This is a genomic window from Enterobacter sp. BNK-8 (genome assembly GCF_048685095.1).
Classification (GTDB): domain Bacteria; phylum Pseudomonadota; class Gammaproteobacteria; order Enterobacterales; family Enterobacteriaceae; genus Enterobacter; species Enterobacter quasiroggenkampii.
Genome location: NZ_JBLQTN010000001.1, coordinates 1303254 through 1322751 on the forward strand (window position 1 = coordinate 1303254; position 19498 = coordinate 1322751).

Sequence of the window (19498 nt, forward strand, 5' to 3'; positions counted from 1 at the left end):
CTCAGTTCGTCAGTAAGGTGTGTTCAACCTCCAGTGGGAGGTTGAGGCGCGTGATCGTTCACTCCAGCCCCAGCGTATATTGCGCGATCTTAAAGTAGATAATCAGCCCGGTACCGTCGATAAGCGTCGCGATAAACGGTGCGGAGACGACCGCCGGGTCAATGCCGCAGCGCTTGAGCACCATTGGAATGACGGACGAGACAATGGCGCTCCACAGCGTAATGCAGACCAGCGTCAGGCTGACGATGAGCGTAATTTCCAGCCCTATACCCATCATCCAGGCGCGGATGCACCCGGCAAGACCCAGCGTGGCGGCAATCATCAGCGAGGTGGTCATCTCTTTACGCAGCACGCGGCCCACGTCGCGCAGACGCACTTCCCCCAGCGCCATGGCGCGCACCAGCGTGGAGGTGATCTGCGTCCCGCTGTTGCCGCCCGTGCCGATCAGCAGCGGAATGAAGAACGCCAGCGCGATGGCGGACTCCAGCGCCTCTTCAAAATGCTGAATAACCGAACTGGTGTAGGCTTCGGCGACAAACAGCAGCAGCAGCCAGACGGAGCGTTTTTTCCACAGGCTATACGGGCTGGTCTCCAGATAAGGCTTCTCCAGGGGTAGCGTCGCCCCCTGTAGCTGGGCATCTTCGGTGACGTCATCTTCCAGCAGATGGGCGATTTCGCGCTCGGTCAGGCAGCCGACGAGCTTGCCGTGGGTGACCACGGGTACGACATCCGCGCCGCCGTGCGCCAGCAGTCCGGCAACATCGGCACGTTCATCCTCCGGTTTGACCTGCAAAAACTGCGAAATCATCAGCGATTTCAGCGGCTGCACCGTATCGGTGGTCTGCAGCAATTTGCGCACGGCAACCATCCCCGCCAGGCGACCATGGTCTTCGATAAAAATATGCGACGGAATATCATCGTCTTTTAATTTTTCGAAAAACTGTTCGCGTGCCAGCGCCACGCATAATGCTATATCGAGGACGATAAAATCGGTATTCATATATTGCGCGATCGCGCTGTCATTGAATGCCAGGTTTTGGTTGTGAATAGCGTAAGACATAGTGAATTCCCTTTGAATAATAAAATCTCTCAGGGGCGAGCAAGACAGGGCATGTCGAAGAGGAGATCCCCACGTCCTGGGTTCAGCACTGTACACCGTATCCCGCGAGGGAAGTTATACTGACAAAGCCTTGATTCGACAGTGCCTGTTTTACCCTGTGTCGATTCTCTCGAACCTACCAGAGCGATAACGTGTATTTGTACAGGAGCCTCGCCATAACGAGATCGTTGTAAAACGAGAGGAATAATACGCTTATTTAACGCTACCGCTCAGGAATTTAAAAAATGTTTAAGAACGGTTTAGGAGAATATTATTAATAGAATGTTGAGGGTTTATTTAAGGTTATTCATTTTAAATGGAGAATTAAATAATTAACGGGGGAGGGGAAAATGGCGTGGCTTGATAATCTGCTGAATCATTTTGCGCTGTATCCGGCACATCTGTTCGCGCTGTTATTTATGATGGCGCTGAGCAAGTCGACGGTGCTGATCTCCTCCGTGCTGCCGCCTGCCTCGGTAATGCTGCTGGCGGGCATTACCGTCAGCCAGGCAAGCATGCATCCTGCCCTGGCGTGGCTGGCCGTGGTGATGGGGGCAACGGCGGGCTCGGCGCTGAACTACCACTTAGGACAGCGGATGGGGCACACGCGCTGGATGACCCGCTTCACGGCAAAACACGCCGGTAAATTTCTGCGGGTGCAGCATCAGCTACAAAAAAACGGGGTGCTGGTGCTGTTCACCGCGCGCTTCCTGGCGGTACTGCGCTACATCGTGCCGCTGGCGGCAGGCATGCTCAGGCTGAACGTGGTGAAAGTTTACGGCGTGAGCCTGGCCTCTGCCGGCGTATGGGCGGCGCTGTATGTCGGCATCGTCACCGGCATCAGCGCCTTTTGAGTTACAGGCTCCCCATTCCGCCGTCCACCAGCAGTTCCGTTCCTACCGTGTAGCTCGACTCGTCGGAGGCGAGATAGAGCGCGGCTTTTGCCAGCTCCGTCGTCGAGCCCATTCTGCCCAGCGGCACCAGCTTAATGATCTCCGCCATCATTGCGTTAAGCGCCTCTTCGCTTAAGCCCGTTTTCGTAAAGGCCGGGGTTTCCACCGGACCGGGGCTCAGGCCGTTGACGCGGATCCCGCGCGGCAGCAGTTCCGCCGACAGCGTGCGCGCCAGCGACAGCAGGGCGGCCTTGCTCGCGGCATACACGCTGCTGGTGGGCAGGCCGATGCGCGCGCTCACGGAGCCGCAGAGGATCACCGACGATGGGTTATTCAGCAGCGGCAGCAGCGCCTGGATTAAAAAGAACGGTCCCTTCAGGTTGATGTTCATCAGACGGTCCCAGGTCTCTTCCTGCCAGGCTTCCAGCGGCGCGTGTGTCACGTCGCCGGCGTTGAGAAAGACCGCGTCCAGGCGTGGCCAGCGGGCGGCGAGGGTTGCCGCCAGCGCTTTTTGCGACGCGATATCGCCCGCATCGGTTGGGATCACCCAGGCCTTATCGCCCAGAATGCGCTCTGCTTCGGCGAGGGTGTCCGGGTTGCGTCCGGTCACGGCGACGTGCGCCCCTTCGGCGATAAATGCCTGCGCGGTGGCGAGACCGATACCGCTGGTGCCGCCGGTAATCAACGTATACTTATCGGTTAAACGACCCATGTTCTTCTCCTGAAATGTCACTGGAGAAAGCACTATAGAAACGTTAGTATCGAAAGGAAACCAGGTACCAAATGGATACTAAAGAGGCAAGAGGTGTGCTATGGCTGAAATGCTGGAGGAGTGCTGTGAAAAAAAATCTGAGGCCTATACCTGCCCGATGACGCAGTTTGTAAACCTGATTTCCGGCAAATGGGCGATCCCGATCCTCTATCGTCTTATTGTGATTAACACGCCTGTCCGCTTTGGCGACCTGCTGCGGGCGGCTGCCCCCATCACCCAGAAAGAGCTGACAAAGCAGCTGCGCCTGTTTGAACAGCGCGGGCTGGTGACGCGGACGGTCTATCCGGAGATCCCGCCGCGCGTGGAGTATCAGATTACCGGGCTGGGGTTAACCCTGCAGGATGCGCTCTCGCCGCTGGCCGCCTGGATGAGCGAGTACGGCGACCAGCTTCAGCGTTAGGCTACTGTTTTACGTAGCGCGGTGCCGGGATGCCGGTGCGCGCGCTGCTAAACAGCTCAAGGCGCGCCGCTTCGTAGCGGTCCCACAGGCCTGCATCATGCATCGGCGGGATGGTGATCGGTTCGCCCTGATCCAGACCCGCCAGCGACGCATCCACCATATCGTCGGTGGTCATTACCGATCCTTCCGGCAGATCGTCCACCGTGACGCCTGAATGGCTCCAGATCTCCGTTGCGGTAGCGGCGGGCAGCACGGCCTGAATGCGCACGCTGCTGTCGGCAAATTCTTCCTGTAGCCCACGGGTAAAGCTCAATACCCACGCCTTCGTGGCGCTGTAGAGCGCGCTGCCCGCCCGGACGTGCAGCGCCAGCACGGACGCGATATTGATCAGCGTGCCGCGATTGTTCTGTGCCAGGCGCGGCAGGATGGCGTAGGTCAGACGCATCAGCGCCGTGGTGTTTAGGGTGTTAATGGCCTGATGCTGCGCCACCTCGCCCGCGAGGAACGGTGCCATCTGCGCGGTGCCCGCGTTGTTAATCAGCGTATCGATGGCGGTATTGCTGCGCAGTTCGTCTTCCACCGCCCGGATCCCGGCTTCATCGGTGAGATCGGCCACCAGAATATCGACGGCCACGCCATAGCGTGCGCGCAGGTCGGCGGCGAGGGCTTTCAGGCGATCCTCGCGGCGGGCGACCAGGACCAGGTTAGCACCGCGCGCGGCAAGGCGATCGGCATAGACGGCACCGATCCCGGAAGAGGCACCCGTAATCAGGGCGGTGGTGATTTGCGTAGTCATCGTGTATTACCTCAGGCAAAGTGGGTTATTTGGTTTCAATATGAAACTGAATTAACTCTCGGCTATTTGGTTTTATAATGCAACCATATTGGCGATCATTTTGTGCTTTTGCCGTCGGGAACGGTCAGGAGGGGAGTTTAGCCACGATCTCTTCAGGCGTCAGTTCGCGGCCATCGTCGGCGATAAGCATCAGTTTACGCAGAGGTTTGCGCTGTTCGCTATCGACCAGCACGGTGCCGCATTCGTTTTCCGCGAACAAAAATTCATTGCCCCACTGGGACAGGGCAACCAGCACGGTTTGCAGGGCGCGTCCCTTGTCGGTCAGGACGTATTCCTGCCAGGCGCTGCCGTCGGAGGCGGGCTGAAGCCGGAGAATGCCTTCGTCTACCAGCAGCTTGAGCCGCGTGGTCAGCATGTTTTTTGCGATACCGAGGCTTTTCTGAAACTCGCCGAAGCGTTTAATCCCGCGGAGCGCGTCGCGGACGATCAGCAGCGACCACCAGTCGCCGATGATATCCAGCGAACGGGCGACGGGGCAGGTGCTCTCTTCAAGGCGGGTACGTTTCACAGCGAATTCTCCGGTGGGGTATGGTTTTATTATAAAACTAATCCGTACACACCGTAAGCACGTTAATCATCAGTTTGAGAAATGCTTCCCGGAAAATTGTGACGAATCTGTCACACTGAGCGCGACATTTTAAAACGAGTGAGGAATTAGGGATGAGAAAAGCACTACTCGCGCTGGCAGTCGCCGGTTCCATTTCAGCAACGTTTGGCGTGCAGGCGCAAGAGACGCCGGAAGGGTATCAGCTGGAGCAAGTTTTAATCATGAGTCGCCATAACCTGCGCGCGCCGCTGGCTAACAACGGCAGCGTGCTGGAGCAGTCCACGCCGAAGCAGTGGCCGGAGTGGGAGGTGCCGGGCGGCCAGCTCACGACCAAAGGGGGCGTGCTGGAGGTCTATATGGGCCATTACATGCGCGAGTGGCTGGCGCAGCAGGGGATGGTGAAGACGGGAGAATGTCCACCGGCGGAGAGCGTTTACGCCTATGCTAACAGCCTGCAGCGCACCGTCGCCACTGCGCAATTCTTTATCACCGGCGCGTTCCCGGGCTGCGATGTGCCCGTGCACCATCAGGAAAAAATGGGCACCATGGATCCGACATTTAATCCGGTGATCACCGATAATTCGCCGGAATTCCGCGAAAAAGCGCTCAAGGCGATGGAGGCGGAACGGCAGAAAATGCAGCTTGGCGAAAGCTATAAGCTGCTGGAGCAGATGACGAACTACGCCGACTCGCCGTCCTGCAAAGAGAAAAAGGTCTGCTCGCTGGCGGACGCGAAAGATACCTTCAGCGCTGACTATGAAAAAGAGCCTGGCGTATCCGGGCCGCTGAAGGTGGGCAACTCGCTGGTGGATGCGTTCACGCTGCAGTATTACGAAGGCTTCCCGGCCGACCAGGTCGCCTGGGGAGAAATCAAAACCGACCAGCAGTGGCGCGTGCTGTCGAAGCTGAAGAACGGCTATCAGGACTCGCTGTTTACCTCCACCGAGGTGGCGCAAAACGTGGCGAAACCGCTGGTGAAATATATCGATAAAACGCTGGTTACCGACCAGGCGAAAGCGCCGAAAATCACCCTGCTGGTGGGGCATGATTCGAACATTGCTTCCCTGCTTACCGCCCTCGATTTCAAACCGTATCAGCTGCACGATCAGCAGGAACGTACCCCGATCGGCGGCAAGATTGTCTTCCAGCGCTGGCATGACAAAAATGCCAACCAGGAGCTGATGAAAATTGAGTATGTCTACCAGAGCTCAGAGCAGTTGCGCAATGCCAGCGTGCTGTCGCTGCAGTCTCCGGCACAGCGCGTGACGCTGGAGTTGAAGGGCTGCCCGGTGGATGCGAACGGCTTCTGTCCTGTCGATAAATTCAATGCGGTGATGAATAACGCGGCGAAGTAAGAGAGAACCCCCCGCTGCGGCGGGGGGAAACGCTTAGACGTTTTTACGTTCGATGGTTTGCTCACCCCAGAAGAGCGAGTCTTTGTCCGTTTTTTCGAAGGCGCGCACCAGCACCTCATCGTTACCTTCCTCCCAAATCTGCTCGGCCAGCTTTTCATCGTATTTCGCGACTTCAAAGATAGCTTCGGCAATCTCCGGAGAAGTGTTGCGTAAACTTGCCCATTCGCCCACGTGGTGAGCTTTGGATTCTTGAGTTGGCATGCTTGTCCTCCTGTTGGGTGTTAGCCGTTCAGTTTTTTGGCCAGACCCGCGACGTATTCACCCTGATAGCGGGCGATAGACAGTTCTTCATTGCTTGGCTGACGTGAGCCATCCCCACCGGCAATGGTGGTTGCGCCGTACGGCGTACCGCCGCGCACCTGGGAAACGTCAAACAGCTCCTGCGCGCCGTAGCCAATCGGCACAATCACCATCCCGTGATGAGCAAGGGTAGTCCAGGTTGAGGTAATCGTCTGCTCCTGACCGCCGCCGGTCCCGGTAGAGCTGAATACGCTGGCGAGTTTGCCGTAGAGCGCCCCGGATGCCCAAAGTCCGCCGGTTTGATCGAGGAAGGTACGCATCTGGCCTGACATGTTGCCGAAGCGGGTCGGGGTGCCGAAGATAATGGCATCATAATCCGCCAGCTCCTGCGGGGTGGCGACCGGGGCATTTTGCGTTTTTCCCCCGGCTTTCGCGAAGGCTTCCGCCTGCATGGTTTCCGGTACGCGTTTCACCACAACCTCTACGCCATCAACCCTGTTTGCACCTTCTGCTACCGCGTGAGCCATGGTTTCAATGTGTCCATACATGGAATAATAGAGCACCAGAACTTTTGCCATTTTGCTTCACTCCTCGTTGGTTTCTCTGACAGCGGATCGCTGCGCTCTTTTAAAGATATGTCATCACAGCCAGACTGCAAAAATGAACGCCATTTATTTGATTTATAACAACATGAGGAGAAAAATGACTTTGTAGCAAAATGATACAACTTTCCCGGTGCGGATTTTTAAAATGATAAGAAAGGCTTATGGATTGCCGCCGCGTCATCTCACCCGAAAGACTGAGATCATGTTGCAGGATATTACCTTCGACTTGCCGGATGACCTCATTCCACTAAGCTTAGTTTCACGCGGCACAGATAAAGGCGTTGTCCTTGAGCCGCGAGGTGAAAGAATCCTCTTTTACTGAATGCAATATGATGTCTAATGTTTCACATTCTGGAGGTTAGAGATGGCAAACCATCGTGGTGGTTCAGGTAATTTCGCAGAAGACCGTGAAAGAGCATCAGAAGCAGGCCGTAAAGGTGGCCAGCATAGCGGGGGTAACTTCAAGAATGACCCGCAACGCGCATCTGAAGCTGGCAAGAAAGGGGGAAAAACAGCCACGGCAGCAGTAAGTAACACGCCGGGTTGAACCCCTGCCGCCGGGATATCCCGGCGGTTTTTTTATTTCTGCAACATTGAACTGTAACCAAAGGCAACGCACACTACAGAATTGTTCTCACTTGCTGGTGCCGCATGTCTGTCTCACGCTTTAAATTCTCCGTAAAACCGCAGGAAGCCATCCTCATTCTCATCACCATGTTCTGGGGCGGGACGTTTCTGGCCGTTCAGTACGCGGTGACCCTTAGCGATCCGTTCTTTTTTGTTGGTCTGCGCTTTGCAACGGCGGCGATAGCCGTGGGACTGATATCCCTTAACACGCTGCGGGGTCTGACGCTGAAAGAGCTTAAGGCGGGCGTGGCGATTGGGGTGGCGATCGCGATGGGCTACAGCCTGCAGACGTGGGGATTGCAGACCATCTCCAGCAGCAAATCCGCATTTATCACCGCCATGTATGTGCCCCTGGTGCCGCTGCTGCAGTGGCTGTGCCTGGGACGGCTGCCGGGGCTGATGTCCTGTATTGGCATCGTGCTGGCGTTTATCGGTCTGATTTTGCTGGCCGGGCCGGAAAACAATCTTCTGGCGCTGGGACAGGGTGAAATCATCACCCTGATTGGGGCCATTGCCATTGCGGCGGAGATTATTCTGATCAGCGCCTGGGCGGGCAAGGTGGACGTCAAACGGGTGACGGTGGTGCAGCTCGCCACGGCCTCGCTGGTGGCCTTTGCGACCATGGTGCCGGCAGGGGAGTCCGTGCCGCCGATGTCCACCGGCCTGGTCGTGGTGGCGCTGGGGCTGGGGATTTTCAGCGCCATTATCCAGGTCACCATGAACTGGGCGCAGCGTAGCGTATCGCCGACCCGGGCAACGGTCATTTACACCGGTGAACCGGTCTGGGCGGGCATTTTCGGGCGACTGGCCGGGGAACGTCTGCCGCTGCTGGCCCTGGTGGGCGCGGCGTTTATTGTCGCCGGGGTGCTGGTGAGCGAGTTGAAGTTAAAAAAACGACGTAAGGCGATTGCCGGGTTGGGCGCAGAACAAGGGGCAGATCGCTAGCAGCGTGCTGCCCGTTTTGCCCGGCGGCGCTTCGCTTGCGCGGGCCTACAACAGGCATGTAGGCCGGGTAAGCGTAGCGTCACCCGGCAAGAAAGCGACATTTATTTCAGGTGGAGGGACTGATGGCTTCTCCTTGCGTTTCATCCCCTTTCCGGCGGCTCAGCAGGGCGTTAAGCAGGATCGCGCCAAAGGTCGCCGTGCCAATCCCGCCGATCGTAAACCCGCCCAGCGTCAGGGCAAAATCGCCCGCGCCCAGCACCAGCGTAACGGCCACCATAATCAGGTTGCCGTTCTGGCTGAGATCGACCCGATGCTGCACCCAGATCCGCGCGCCGGCCACGGCGATCAGCCCAAACACCACGATTGAGGCTCCGCCGATCACCGGTGACGGAATGGTGTGGATCAGCGCGCCGAATTTCGGCGAGAAGCCGAGCAGCATCGCCATCACCGCCGCCGCGACAAAGACCAGCGTCGAATAGACTTTGGTTACCGCCATCACGCCGATATTCTCGGCATAGGTGGTGACGCCGCTGCCGCCGACTGAGCCCGAAAGCATGGTCGCCAGCCCGTCTCCGACGAACGCGCGGCCCATGTGCGGGTCCATACTGCGTCCGGTCATCCCCGCGACCGCCTTCAGGTGACCCAGGTTTTCCGCCACCAGGATCACCGCCACCGGGGCGATGAGCATCATCGCCTGGGTGTTAAAGGTGGGCGAGGTCACTTTCGGCAGGCCGAACCAGGCGGCCTGATGCAGCAGGGTAAAATCAACCGGCTTGCCGAGACCAAAAACGTTCGCCAGCAGGGCATACACCAGACAGGCAACAATCAGCCCGACCAGGATCAGCAGCCGCTGGATCATCCCTCGCGTGAACACCGCCACCAGGCCGATGCACAGCACGGTGATCACCGCCATCCAGCTTTCAAACGGCGAGCCGGAGACGCTCCTGACCGCAATCGGCGCAAGGTTAAGGCCGATCGCCATCACCACCGCGCCGGTGACCACGGGAGGCATCATGCGCTCGATCCAGCGCGTGCCGATCTTCATCACTACCAGACCAATCAGGGTATACACCAGACCGCAGGCGATGATGCCGCCGAGGGCCACGCTCAGGTTGGGGTTGATTCCCTGGCCGTTAAATCCGGTGGTGGCGATCACCACGCCGACAAAGGCGGCGCTGGATCCCAGATAGCTGGGCACGCGCCCGCCGGTGACAAAAAAGAACAGCAGGGTGCCGATACCGGACATCAGAATCGAGAGGTTGGGATCGAGTCCCATCAGCATCGGCATCAGCACCGTGGCGCCAAACATGGCGACCGCGTGCTGAACGCCCATTACCATCGTCTGCCCGAGCGGGAGGCGTTCATCCGGCGCGACCACGCCAGCGTCTGTGGAGGTCGATTTCAACTGCCAGTGGGGAAATCCGAACATGGTCTGTCTCCTTAGAGCGCCTTAACAGGCGGGTCGCATCAGCGCGTGGTAGCCGCGGTCAAACCACACCAGGCCCTGCGGCGCGGGGTGGCGAATAATCGAAACGATGTCGCAAAACAGAATGTCATGGGTACCGACGCTCACCACCTGGCTGATGCGGCAGTCAAACGAGGCCAGCGCATCCTCCAGACGCGGGCAGCCGGTATCGCCCGTCTGCCAGCGGGCGGCGGCAAAGCGTTCTTCCATCGGCGTTTTGCCGCCAAACAGGTTTGAGAGCGGCTCCTGTCCGGCGCTGAGGGTATTGACGCACAGCGTGCGGTTCTCGCTGAACGTCGGCCAGACGGACGCGCCGCGGTTCTGGCACACCAGCAGGGTGGGCGGTGAATCCGTGACGCTGCACACCGCGCTGGCGGTGAAGCCTGCCATCCCCGCCGGACCGTCGGTGGTGATGATATTCACCGCCGCGCCGACGCAGGCCATGGCATCGCGAAAGGTTTGTTTATCCGGTGTCGTCATCATCACTCCTTACGCCAGCCCGCAGGCATCGTCGAAGGTCAGGCGCGGCAGGCGGCCGTAAAGTTTGCCCGGGTCGCCGTAGCCGATGTTGATCAGCAGATTGCTTTTAAGCGTCGTGCCGGTGAAAAAGGCCTCGTCGACCTTTTGGCGGTCAAAGCCCGACATCGGGCCGGTGTCCAGCCCCAGCGCGCGACAGGCGAAAATCATGTAGGCGGCCTGCAGCGAGCTGTTGCGAAAGGCGGTCTCTTCCGCCAGCGCGGGGCTTGCGGTAAACCAGCTTCTGGCATCGCCGTGCGGGAACAGTTCAGGCAGGCGCTCGTAGAATTCACTGTCCCAGGCCACAATCGCCGTGACCGGGGCGGTGAGCGTTTTCTCCAGGTTGCCGCTGGAGAGCGCCGAGCGCAGCTTCTCTTTTCCCTCCGCGCTTCGCACAAACACAATGCGCGCCGGGGAGCAGTTGGCGGAGGTTGGACCCCATTTCATCAGGTCGTAGATTTCGCGCAGCGTCTCGTCGCTGACGGCAATATCCTGCCAGCCGTTATGGGTGCGGGCGCCGGTGAACAGCGTTTCCAGCGCGGTGGGATTAATGGCTTCGCTCATTACAGCTCCTTATAAAGCGGGTTCATGACTGTGCAGCAGGCTGGCCAGCCCGTTCAGCAGCAGGGTGTTAAAGGTGTCCGGCTCGGTGACGTTGCAGGCATGGCCGCCCTGACGCATCACCGCGCTGTTGCTGTGCGGGATCGCTGCCTGCAGCTCAGACGAGCAGACAGAGGGCACCAGCATGTCGTCGGCGGAACAGATGATCTGTACCGGGCAGCGAATGCGCGCCGCATGGCGGCTGAAGTCAGCCTTTTTCAGGGCGCTGAGCCGGTGCAGCAGGTTGGCTTTGCCCTGGAAATGAGCCAGCGCCAGCGCTTCTTCGGCCTCCAGGCGGGGAGCGCGAGCGGCCATCCAGTCTGCCGGGTAGAGAAACAGCGGCTGCGCCTCAACCCACGCCTGCGGGCCACCGTAATGCAGCAGGCGCTCGCGGATCTGAAAGCAGCGGCGGGTATGCGCGTTGAGGGTCAACCAGCCGTTGACGCACACCAGCGCGGTGAGGGCGTCGGGCCTGTCGAGGGCCAGCTGCAGGCCGACCAGTGCCCCCAGCGCATGGCCGACAACGCTGTAGCGCGCGATCCCAGCCTCAGCCAGCGCCTGGGCCAGTTCGTCTGCCATCTGTGCCAGGCTGTAGCCTTCCGGCAGGGCGTCGGGGTTAGTGCCCGTTCCGCGCTGGTCATAGCACACCACCTGATACTCCGGTTCCAGCGCGGCCAACTGGGGCAACCAGTAGCTGCCGCTGCCGCCGAGACCGGCAATAAGGACCACCACGGGCGCACCCTCATACGGGGGCGGTGAGACGGAGAGTTTCATGGCCGCCTCACTTCGCGATGTGCGCAACGGTGGCGATCTCAACCAGCGCGTCTGGCTTCACCAGCCCGCACTGAATGCAGAACCGGGCCGGTTTATCGCCGGGGAAGAACTCCGCGTAGATTTCATTAATCGCGGCGTAGTTTTTCCAGTCGGTGATAAAGATGCTGTTGAAGGTCACATCCTCCATCGTGCCACCCGCCGTTTCGATCACGGTTTTGATCGTTTCCAGCACGTGGCGGGTTTGCGCCTTTGGGTCGTTGATAAACACCACGTTGTTGTCTTTATCAAACGGCAGCGTGCCGGAGACATACACCACGCCGTCGGCAAGGGTGCCGGGGACAAACGGGGCGATGGGCGTGCTGGTGCCCGGCGGGATGATTACGGATTTCGGCATCGTGCGTCTCCTCAGGCGATACGGGCGAGCGGGGGATTCAGGGCGTCGCAGAAATCCGCAACGTTACTGACCCAGCCAAAAAAGGTTTCGATATTGAACAGGGCCGCCTTCTGGGCGAAATCCGGCCCGGCCTGATGGGTCGCGTCTTCCAGCACCACGCCGAAATACTCGAGGAAAAAGCCGTCGCGCAGGGTCGACTCCACGCAGACGTTGGTGGCAATGCCGGTGAAGACAAGGTGGCGAATGCCCCGGCTGCGCAGCAGGCTGTCGAGCGGCGTGTTGAAAAAGCCGCTGTAGCGCGGTTTCGGCAGGACGATATCGTCCGCCTGCGGGACCAGCTCATCCACCAGCTGATAATCCCAGCCGCCCTTCGCCAGCAGCTTGCCCTGCAGTTCGGGCCGCTTGCGCATGGTTTTCAGGGCGTTCGACTTGTGGAAGTTCGGTGAACCGGGGCCACCGGCCTCAACGTACTGGTCATCCCAGCCGTTCTGGAACCATATGATAAGCATGCCCGCAGCGCGCGCGGCGGCGACGGCGGTTTTGATATTCGCTATCACAGGCTGCGTAGCGGAGACGTCGAAGCCCGCCAGATCAAGATAACCACCGGGGCTGGCGTAGGCGTTTTGCATGTCCACCACGATCAGCGCGCTCTGCTGTGGCGTGAAGGTAATGGCTTCCGGGCGTGCGTTAAGGGTTGTCATTACGCCACCTCCTTCGTGACGGCAGGGATGTGGGCGCGGCACTGCATCAGCGGCTGGATGCGCTCGCCGAAGATCTCCACGCCGGTGAGGAAGTCATCGAAGGTCAGCAGGACGCCTTCCGCACCGGGAACGGCAGCCACTTCATCGAGCATTCTGGCAACGCTGGCGTACGAGCCGACCAGCGTGCCCATGTTGATATTGACGGCGGAGGTCGGGTCGGCCATCTGACGAACGTTGGTATCCGCCCCGGAGCGGGTGTCCTTCTGGCTCTGCTCGGTGAGCCAGCTCAGGGCTTCCTCGTCGGCGCCGTCCTTATAGCGCTCCCATTTTGCGCGCGCGGCGTCGTCGGTTTCGTCGGCGATCACCATAAACAGCACGTAGGAGCCCACGTCGCGCCCGGTTTTGTCGGCGGCTTCTTTCATGCGCGCGGCGGTCGGGGCGAAGGCGGCTGGCGTGTTAACGCCTTTACCGAAGCAGAAGTTAAAGTCGGCGTATTTCGCCGAGAACTCCATTCCCGCGTCGCTCTGCCCGGCGCAAATCACCTTCATTGGCACCGACGGCTGCGGGCTGACGCGGCAGTCGTTCATGGTGAAGAAGTCACCCTTGAAATCGCTTTTGCCGGTACCCCACAGATCGCGCAGGACCTGCACGTACTCGGTCAGGTAGTCGTAGCGACGCGAGAAGTAATCGTCACCCGGCCAGAGCCCCATCTGCTCGTACTCAGGTTTTTGCCAGCCGGTGACCAGGTTGACGCCAAAGCGTCCGCCGGAGATGGAGTCGATGGTGGAGGCCATGCGCGCCACGATCGCCGGGGGCAGGGTGAGGGTGGCTGCGGTGGCGTAGATCTGGATCCGCGAGGTGACCGCGGCCAGCCCGGCCATCAGGGTGAAGGACTCCAGGTTGTGATCCCAGAATTCGGTTTTGCCACCGAAGCCGCGCAGCTTGATCATCGAAAGCGCAAAGTCGAAATGGTAGTGCTCCGCTTTCTGCACGATGGCTTTATTCAGCTCAAAGGTCGGCATGTATTGCGGTGCAGTGGTCGAGATAAGCCAGCCGTTGTTGCCGATGGGTACAAATACGCCAATTTTCATCACGAACCTCTCTTCATTACGTCGCAGGTGTAACGGTGTTTTTGCAAAGGCAGTGCCAGTTTTAAAAATGGCAGTGTTATTAATGTGTTAATCAGAGGTTGGAGGTTTGATGCGATTAAATGTGGACTAACTGGTCAAAAACATTGCACAGAAAACAGGCATTCATGCGCGATCGGAGTGCAGGATGTCGTGGCGAGACGGGGGTTTTGCTATGCTGAGGGCAACGCAGAATAAGGAGAGCGGGAATGACACAAGGCGCAGTGAAAACACCAGGTAAACGTTCGCAGGCGGTGAGCGCCAAGAAGCAGGCGATCCTCAGCGCGGCGCTGGAGACCTTTTCGCAGTTTGGTATTCACGGCACGCGCCTGGAGCAGGTGGCGGAGCAGTCCGGGGTATCCAAAACCAATCTGCTCTACTATTACCCGTCGAAAGAGGCGCTGTATGTTGCGGTGATGCAGCAGATCCTTGATATCTGGCTGGCGCCGCTGAAAGCGTTCCGCGAAGAGCTGGCCCCGCTGGTGGCGATCAAAGAGTACATTCGCCTGAAGCTGGAGGTGTCGCGCGATTACCCGCAGGCATCACGGCTGTTCTGCCTTGAGATGCTGCAGGGGGCGCCGCTGTTGCAGGCGGAGCTGACCGGAGATTTAAAACAGCTGGTGGACGATAAGTCGGCCATTATCGCCGGATGGGTGGCCAGCGGAAAACTGGCCCCGGTCGATCCGCATCATCTGATCTTTATGATTTGGGCCTCCACGCAGCATTACGCTGACTTTGCGGCCCAGGTCGAGGCGGTGACCGGAAAAACGCTCCAGGACGAAGCGTTTTTCCACAGCACCCTGGAAAACGTGCAACGGATGATTATCGAAGGGATCCGCTTGCGCTAGTTCCCCTCACCCTAACCCTCTCCCCAGAGGGGAGAGGGAACTGTTCTGCGCTGTCTTTTCTCCCTCGCCCCTATGGTGAGAGGGGACAGCTTAGGTTGCCCTCTTCACACTGCATCAGCGAGGCCAGAAACGCTTCGCGCTCCACGGTTTTCTCCGCCAGGCACTGATTCACGATCATCGGCTGAACGCTGCCACCTTCCGTTCCCGAACCGATAAACGCACAGTCCGCGTCGCGCAGGGTAATCCAGGCCTGCTGCGCCTTTTTCAGCAGCTCGCGCTGGGGAGCTTCCGCGCGCTTGACGGCGGCCTGATAGGTCTGGTTGAGTTTTTTATCGGCAGCCTGGTATTGCTGCGCGCTACAGGTATTCAGTTCAAGCTGAGTGGTCGCTTTGTCGCACTCGTCGGCCAGCGCGCTGGCGCTCAGCAGCAGTGCTGCGCCTGCGAGAAATACTCTTTTCATCTTTCCCTCAGTGTAAAAAAGCCGGATGCGCTGCGCTTATCCGGCCTACGGTTGTTTTGTCGCCCCGGTAAGCATAGCGCCACCGGGGAGAGTTTACACGATTAACCGATGGTCATCAGGCTGGCGTTACCGCCCGCTGCCGCGGTGTTGACGCTGAGCGAGCGCTCCACGTACAGACGCTCCAGCAGCAGGTTGGTTTCCCCGCGCGCGAAGCCCTGCACCGAAACAATTGCCCCGCTGCGGGCCGCAACCTGCTCGCACAGCTCGCGCAGCTGATCGGAATCACCGTGATAAATCACGGCATCGAACGCCTGCGTCAGCAGCGCATCGGCTTTCGCGAAGTGGATACGGGCCGAGACCGCTTTCGGCAGCTGTTTGGCCAGGTCGCGATGCAGCGCATCTTCCGGCCACAGCACTTCACACCCGGTGGCCATCGCGGCGGCCAGTTGTACCAGCGCGTCCTGCTCGTTATCCGCCACGCACAGTACGCGCTCGCGCGGCATCAGCGTCCAGGTATTGCGCTCGCCGGTCGGCCCCGGCAGCAGACGCTGCGTACCGGCCTGTGCCAGCTCGCCATACTGCTGCGCCACGGCACGCAGTTCAGGACGTTTTTCCGCCCAGGCGATCAGCGCTTCCAGCGGCTGGGTCAGCACGGTTTTCAGCTGCGCATCCACCGGATACTCCGCATCCTGACGCGCCAGGGTGACGCCCAGCGCGTTCTCAGGACGGTTCGCCAGCAGACGGTACAGGTAGAGCGGACCGCCCGCTTTCGGGCCGGTGCCGGAGAGGCCTTCACCGCCGAACGGCTGCACGCCCACGACCGCGCCAACCATGTTGCGGTTAACGTACAGGTTGCCCACTTTGGCGCTGCCGGTTACCTGCGCGATGGTTTCGTCGATACGGGTATGTACGCCGAGCGTCAGGCCATAGCCGGAGGCGTTGATCTGCTCAACCAGCTCGTTGAGGTTGTTACGGTTGTAGCGCACCACGTGCAGCACCGGACCGAAGACCTCTTTTTTCAGCTCGTCGAAGCTTGCCAGCTCGATAAGCGTAGGCGGCACAAAGGTGCCGGAACGCCACTCGCGGGCGTCTTCGCTGTTGTCTCGCACCGCCTGGAACACCGGACGGCCTTTCGCGCGCATGGCCTGAATGTGGTTTTCAATATTGGCTTTGGCTTCCGCGTCGATCACCGGCCCGATGTCGGTGGTGAGACGGCCCGGGTTGCCCATGCGACATTCGGCCATCGCGCCGCGCAGCATTTTCAGCGTGTGGTCCGCCACGTCATCCTGCAGGCACAGCACGCGCAGGGCGGAGCAGCGCTGACCGGCGCTGTCGAAGGCGGAGGCCAGCACGTCAACCACCACCTGCTCGGTAAGGGCAGAGGAGTCAACGATCATGGCGTTCATGCCGCCGGTTTCCGCGATAAGCGGAGTAGGACGACCCTGCGCATCCAGACGGGTGGCAATATTGCGCTGCAGCAGCGAGGCCACTTCGGTCGAACCGGTAAACATCACGCCGCGCACGCGGTTATCGGAGGTCAGTTTGGCGCCCACGGTTTCACCGCGGCCCGGCAGCAGCTGGACCACGCCCGCCGGTACGCCGGCTTCCAGAAGAATGTTGATGCCCTGCGCGGCAATCAGCGGGGTCTGCTCTGCCGGTTTTGCCAGCACGCTGTTGCCAGCGGCCAGGGCGGCGGCAATCTGGCCGGTGAAGATCGCCAGCGGGAAGTTCCACGGGCTGATACAGACGACCGGGCCGAGCGGACGGTGGGTCTCGTTATCGAAATCATCGCGCACCTGACCGGCGTAGTAGTGCAGGAAGTCGACCGCCTCGCGCACTTCGGCGATGGCGTTGCTGAAGGTTTTACCCGCTTCGCGCACCAGAATGCCGATGAGTGACTGCATCTGGTCTTCCATCAGCACCGCCGCGCGCTCCAGAATGGCGGCACGTTCCTGCGGCGGGGTGGCGAACCAGATAGGGGCGTTATTCACCGCGCTGTCCAGCGCCTGATCCACTTCCGCATCGGTGGCTTCACGCACGTAGCCGACGATGTCTTTTGGCTCAGCCGGGTTGATGACCGGCTGCATGTCGCCGTCAGCAACGGGCTGCTCCAGCATCGGTTTAGCTTGCCACTTCTGCAGCGCGCTGTTGAGCAGGGCAGAGGAGAGCGATGCCAGACGGTGTTCGTTGGCGAGATCCAGCCCCGCCGAGTTGACGCGACCCTTGCCGTACAGCTCGCGCGGCAGGGCAATCTTCGGATGCGGCAGGCCAATCTGGCCTTCCTGGGCCGCCATCTTCTCAACGGCCTGCACCGGATCGGCCACCAGTTCGTCCAGCGGCAGCGTGGTGTCAGCGATGCGGTTAACGAAGGAGGTATTCGCGCCGTTTTCCAGCAGGCGACGCACCAGGTAGGCCAGCAGGGTTTCGTGGGTACCTACCGGGGCATAAATTCGGCACGGACGGTTCAGCTTGCCGTCGGCCACTTTACCGGTCACCTGCTCGTACAGCGGTTCGCCCATGCCGTGCAGGCACTGGAATTCGTACTGGCCCGGATAGTAGTTCTGCCCGGCCAGGCTGTAAATTGCCGCCAGGGTATGGGCGTTGTGGGTGGCGAACTGCGGATAAATCAGGTTCGGCACGCCAAGCAGCTTTTTCGCGCAGGCGAGGTAAGAGACGTCGGTATAGACCTTGCGGGTATAGACCGGATAGCCTTCCAGCCCTTCCATCTGGGCGCGTTTGATTTCGCTGTCCCAGTAGGCCCCTTTAACCAGGCGGATCATCAGGCGACGGCGGCTACGGCTGGCCAGGTCAATCAGGTAATCAATGACGAACGGGCAGCGTTTCTGGTAGGCCTGGATAACGAAACCAATCCCGTTCCAGCCCGCCAGCTCCGGCTCGAAGCACAGTTTTTCCAGCAGATCGAGGGAGATCTCCAGACGGTCGGCCTCTTCGGCGTCGATGTTGATGCCGATATCATACTGGCGCGCCAGCAGGGTCAGGGACTTCAGGCGCGGGTAGAGCTCTTCCATCACCCGGTCGTACTGGGCGCGGCTGTAACGTGGGTGCAGGGCGGAGAGCTTAATCGAGATGCCCGGGCCTTCATAAATACCGCGACCGTTGGACGCTTTACCGATGGCGTGGATCGCCTGCTGGTAAGAAACCATGTAGGCCTGCGCGTCGGCGGCGGTCAGCGCCGCTTCGCCGAGCATGTCGTACGAATAGCGGAAACCTTTATCTTCCAGCTTGCGGGCGTTCGCCAGCGCTTCGGCAATGGTTTCTCCGGTCACAAACTGTTCGCCCATCAGACGCATCGCCATATCCACGCCTTTGCGGATCAGCGGCTCGCCGCTCTTACCGATAATGCGGTTCAGGGAGCGTGACAGGTTGGCTTCGTTATGGGTGGAGACCAGTTTGCCGGTAAACAGCAGACCCCAGGTCGCGGCGTTGACGAACAGCGACGGGCTGCGGCCAATGTGCGAATGCCAGTTACCGTTGCTGATCTTGTCGCGGATCAGCGCGTCGCGGGTGGCTTTATCCGGAATACGCAGCAGCGCTTCCGCCAGGCACATCAGCGCCACGCCCTCCTGCGAGGAGAGGGAAAATTCCTGCAGCAGACCCTGAACCATCCCGGCGCGGCCGGTGGCGGTCTTCTGGTTACGCAGTTTGTCAGCCAGCTGGTACGCCAGGCTGTGCGCCTGGGCGGCAACGGCTTCCGGCAGACGAGCCTGCTCCAGCAGCATCGGTACGGCGTCGGTTTCGGCGCGACGGTACGCGCCGGTAATGGCGGCGCGGCTGACGGACTGCGGCAGGATCTGCTCGGCGAATTCCAGGAACGGCTGATGGCTCTCGTCGCCAGCGGCCGGCGCTTCCTCGCTTTCATTGGCGGCGCCGGCGAGCAGGGCAGGCAGCTCCGGCAGGCCCTCGTCGCTCTCGAGTCTTTCGAGATAGTTAAAAATCGCCTGCTTAATTAACCAGTGCGGCGTGCGGTCAATGCGGGTTGCTGCGGTCTTAATCCGTTCGCGGGTTGCGTCATCCAGCTTAACCCCCATGGTGGTCATACCCATGCCAAAGCTCCTGTTGTGCTTTCATCGTGTTTGGTCGTTAGCGTGAAATATCCACCATGTTGCAACTTTGTGCAACCGTGTTAAATGTGACCTGGTTTGCAACCCGGGAAATGAATGAATTGTTAACGGATGGTTAGCTGGAAAAACGTG

At 59.8% G+C, this 19498-nt stretch carries 21 protein-coding genes and 1 riboswitch; of the genes, 6 read left to right on the forward strand and 15 right to left on the reverse strand.

The annotated features are described in order from the left end of the window. Positions 1 to 58 precede the first annotated feature (58 nt). On the reverse strand, positions 59 to 1060 hold the full coding sequence (locus ACMGGU_RS06195) for a magnesium transporter (protein ID WP_262796073.1): 1002 nt from the start codon (positions 1058 to 1060) through the stop codon (positions 59 to 61). 60 nt (positions 1061 to 1120) lie between these two features. Next, a riboswitch (M-box (ykoK) riboswitch) is annotated at positions 1121 to 1290 on the reverse strand. A gap of 159 nt (positions 1291 to 1449) precedes the next feature. Here ACMGGU_RS06195 and ACMGGU_RS06200 point away from each other — a divergent pair. Continuing rightward, positions 1450 to 1953 carry a DedA family protein gene (locus ACMGGU_RS06200; RefSeq protein WP_111966941.1) on the forward strand — a complete coding sequence of 168 codons (504 nt, stop codon included), beginning with the start codon at positions 1450 to 1452 and terminating at the stop codon, positions 1951 to 1953. A 1-nt stretch (position 1954) separates the two neighbouring features. Here ACMGGU_RS06200 and ACMGGU_RS06205 read toward each other — a convergent pair whose 3' ends face one another. Further along, positions 1955 to 2704 carry an SDR family oxidoreductase gene (locus tag ACMGGU_RS06205; protein ID WP_048027333.1) on the reverse strand — a complete coding sequence of 250 codons (750 nt, stop codon included), beginning with the start codon at positions 2702 to 2704 and terminating at the stop codon, positions 1955 to 1957. 100 nt (positions 2705 to 2804) lie between these two features. Here ACMGGU_RS06205 and ACMGGU_RS06210 point away from each other — a divergent pair, with 100 nt between their 5' ends. Further along, positions 2805 to 3164: a winged helix-turn-helix transcriptional regulator gene (locus tag ACMGGU_RS06210; protein WP_063621345.1), complete on the forward strand. Its 360-nt coding sequence runs from the start codon at positions 2805 to 2807 to the stop codon at positions 3162 to 3164. A 1-nt stretch (position 3165) separates the two neighbouring features. Here ACMGGU_RS06210 and ACMGGU_RS06215 read toward each other — a convergent pair whose 3' ends face one another. Further along, positions 3166 to 3960, reverse strand: a complete 795-nt coding sequence (locus tag ACMGGU_RS06215; RefSeq protein WP_045908317.1) for an SDR family NAD(P)-dependent oxidoreductase — start codon at positions 3958 to 3960, stop codon at positions 3166 to 3168. A gap of 124 nt (positions 3961 to 4084) precedes the next feature. After that, positions 4085 to 4528 (reverse strand): winged helix-turn-helix transcriptional regulator, encoded by a 444-nt coding sequence (locus ACMGGU_RS06220; RefSeq protein ID WP_008499834.1) that lies wholly within the window; start codon positions 4526 to 4528, stop codon positions 4085 to 4087. 152 nt (positions 4529 to 4680) lie between these two features. Between ACMGGU_RS06220 and agp the strand changes: the two genes are divergently transcribed. Next, positions 4681 to 5922, forward strand: a complete 1242-nt coding sequence (gene agp / locus ACMGGU_RS06225; RefSeq protein WP_104948910.1) for a bifunctional glucose-1-phosphatase/inositol phosphatase — start codon at positions 4681 to 4683, stop codon at positions 5920 to 5922. A 33-nt stretch (positions 5923 to 5955) separates the two neighbouring features. Here the strand turns inward: agp and ACMGGU_RS06230 are convergent, their stop codons facing one another. Next, on the reverse strand, positions 5956 to 6183 hold the full coding sequence (locus tag ACMGGU_RS06230; RefSeq protein WP_008499832.1) for a YccJ family protein: 228 nt from the start codon (positions 6181 to 6183) through the stop codon (positions 5956 to 5958). 20 nt (positions 6184 to 6203) lie between these two features. Further along, positions 6204 to 6800, reverse strand: coding sequence for an NAD(P)H:quinone oxidoreductase (wrbA, locus tag ACMGGU_RS06235; protein ID WP_006809323.1), 597 nt, complete (start codon positions 6798 to 6800; stop codon positions 6204 to 6206). 391 nt (positions 6801 to 7191) lie between these two features. Between wrbA and ACMGGU_RS06240 the strand changes: the two genes are divergently transcribed. Together ACMGGU_RS06240 and ACMGGU_RS06245 are read left to right on the forward strand one after the other, a co-directional pair. Further along, entirely contained in the window at positions 7192 to 7374 is a 183-nt protein-coding gene (locus tag ACMGGU_RS06240) for a general stress protein (RefSeq protein WP_420289722.1), read from the forward strand. Positions 7375 to 7478: 104 nt separating this feature from the next. After that, on the forward strand, positions 7479 to 8399 hold the full coding sequence (locus tag ACMGGU_RS06245) for a DMT family transporter (RefSeq protein ID WP_234082027.1): 921 nt from the start codon (positions 7479 to 7481) through the stop codon (positions 8397 to 8399). Positions 8400 to 8505: 106 nt separating this feature from the next. Here ACMGGU_RS06245 and rutG read toward each other — a convergent pair whose 3' ends face one another. From rutG to rutA, 7 genes are read right to left on the reverse strand one after another with little or no spacing between them, the layout of a single operon-like run. Then, complete coding sequence (gene rutG / locus ACMGGU_RS06250; protein WP_196352613.1) at positions 8506 to 9828, reverse strand: pyrimidine utilization transport protein G; 1323 nt, start codon at positions 9826 to 9828, stop codon at positions 8506 to 8508. A 21-nt stretch (positions 9829 to 9849) separates the two neighbouring features. Beyond that, positions 9850 to 10344, reverse strand: a complete 495-nt coding sequence (gene rutF / locus ACMGGU_RS06255; RefSeq protein ID WP_420300330.1) for an NADH-dependent FMN reductase RutF — start codon at positions 10342 to 10344, stop codon at positions 9850 to 9852. Between the two features lie 9 nt (positions 10345 to 10353). Then, the gene (locus ACMGGU_RS06260) at positions 10354 to 10944 is read right to left on the reverse strand and encodes a malonic semialdehyde reductase (protein ID WP_420300331.1); all 591 of its coding nucleotides are present in this window, start codon (positions 10942 to 10944) and stop codon (positions 10354 to 10356) included. 9 nt (positions 10945 to 10953) lie between these two features. After that, a complete protein-coding gene (rutD, locus tag ACMGGU_RS06265) occupies positions 10954 to 11754 on the reverse strand; it encodes a pyrimidine utilization protein D (RefSeq protein ID WP_262801865.1) in 801 nt (266 codons plus the stop codon). Positions 11755 to 11761: 7 nt separating this feature from the next. After that, positions 11762 to 12148 (reverse strand): pyrimidine utilization protein C, encoded by a 387-nt coding sequence (gene rutC / locus ACMGGU_RS06270; RefSeq protein ID WP_008499822.1) that lies wholly within the window; start codon positions 12146 to 12148, stop codon positions 11762 to 11764. Between the two features lie 11 nt (positions 12149 to 12159). Further along, positions 12160 to 12849: a pyrimidine utilization protein B gene (rutB, locus tag ACMGGU_RS06275; protein ID WP_048027351.1), complete on the reverse strand. Its 690-nt coding sequence runs from the start codon at positions 12847 to 12849 to the stop codon at positions 12160 to 12162. Then, complete coding sequence (gene rutA, locus ACMGGU_RS06280; protein WP_420293665.1) at positions 12849 to 13940, reverse strand: pyrimidine utilization protein A; 1092 nt, start codon at positions 13938 to 13940, stop codon at positions 12849 to 12851. Before rutA ends, rutB begins: the two co-directional genes overlap by 1 nt. Positions 13941 to 14185: 245 nt before the next feature. Between rutA and rutR the strand changes: the two genes are divergently transcribed. Then, a complete protein-coding gene (gene rutR, locus ACMGGU_RS06285; RefSeq protein WP_008499819.1) occupies positions 14186 to 14824 on the forward strand; it encodes an HTH-type transcriptional regulator RutR in 639 nt (212 codons plus the stop codon). 70 nt (positions 14825 to 14894) lie between these two features. Here the strand turns inward: rutR and ACMGGU_RS06290 are convergent, their stop codons facing one another. After that, complete coding sequence (locus tag ACMGGU_RS06290) at positions 14895 to 15284, reverse strand: lysozyme inhibitor LprI family protein (protein ID WP_420300332.1); 390 nt, start codon at positions 15282 to 15284, stop codon at positions 14895 to 14897. Between the two features lie 101 nt (positions 15285 to 15385). After that, positions 15386 to 19348, reverse strand: a complete 3963-nt coding sequence (putA, locus tag ACMGGU_RS06295) for a trifunctional transcriptional regulator/proline dehydrogenase/L-glutamate gamma-semialdehyde dehydrogenase (protein ID WP_420293664.1) — start codon at positions 19346 to 19348, stop codon at positions 15386 to 15388. Positions 19349 to 19498: the final 150 nt, after the last annotated feature.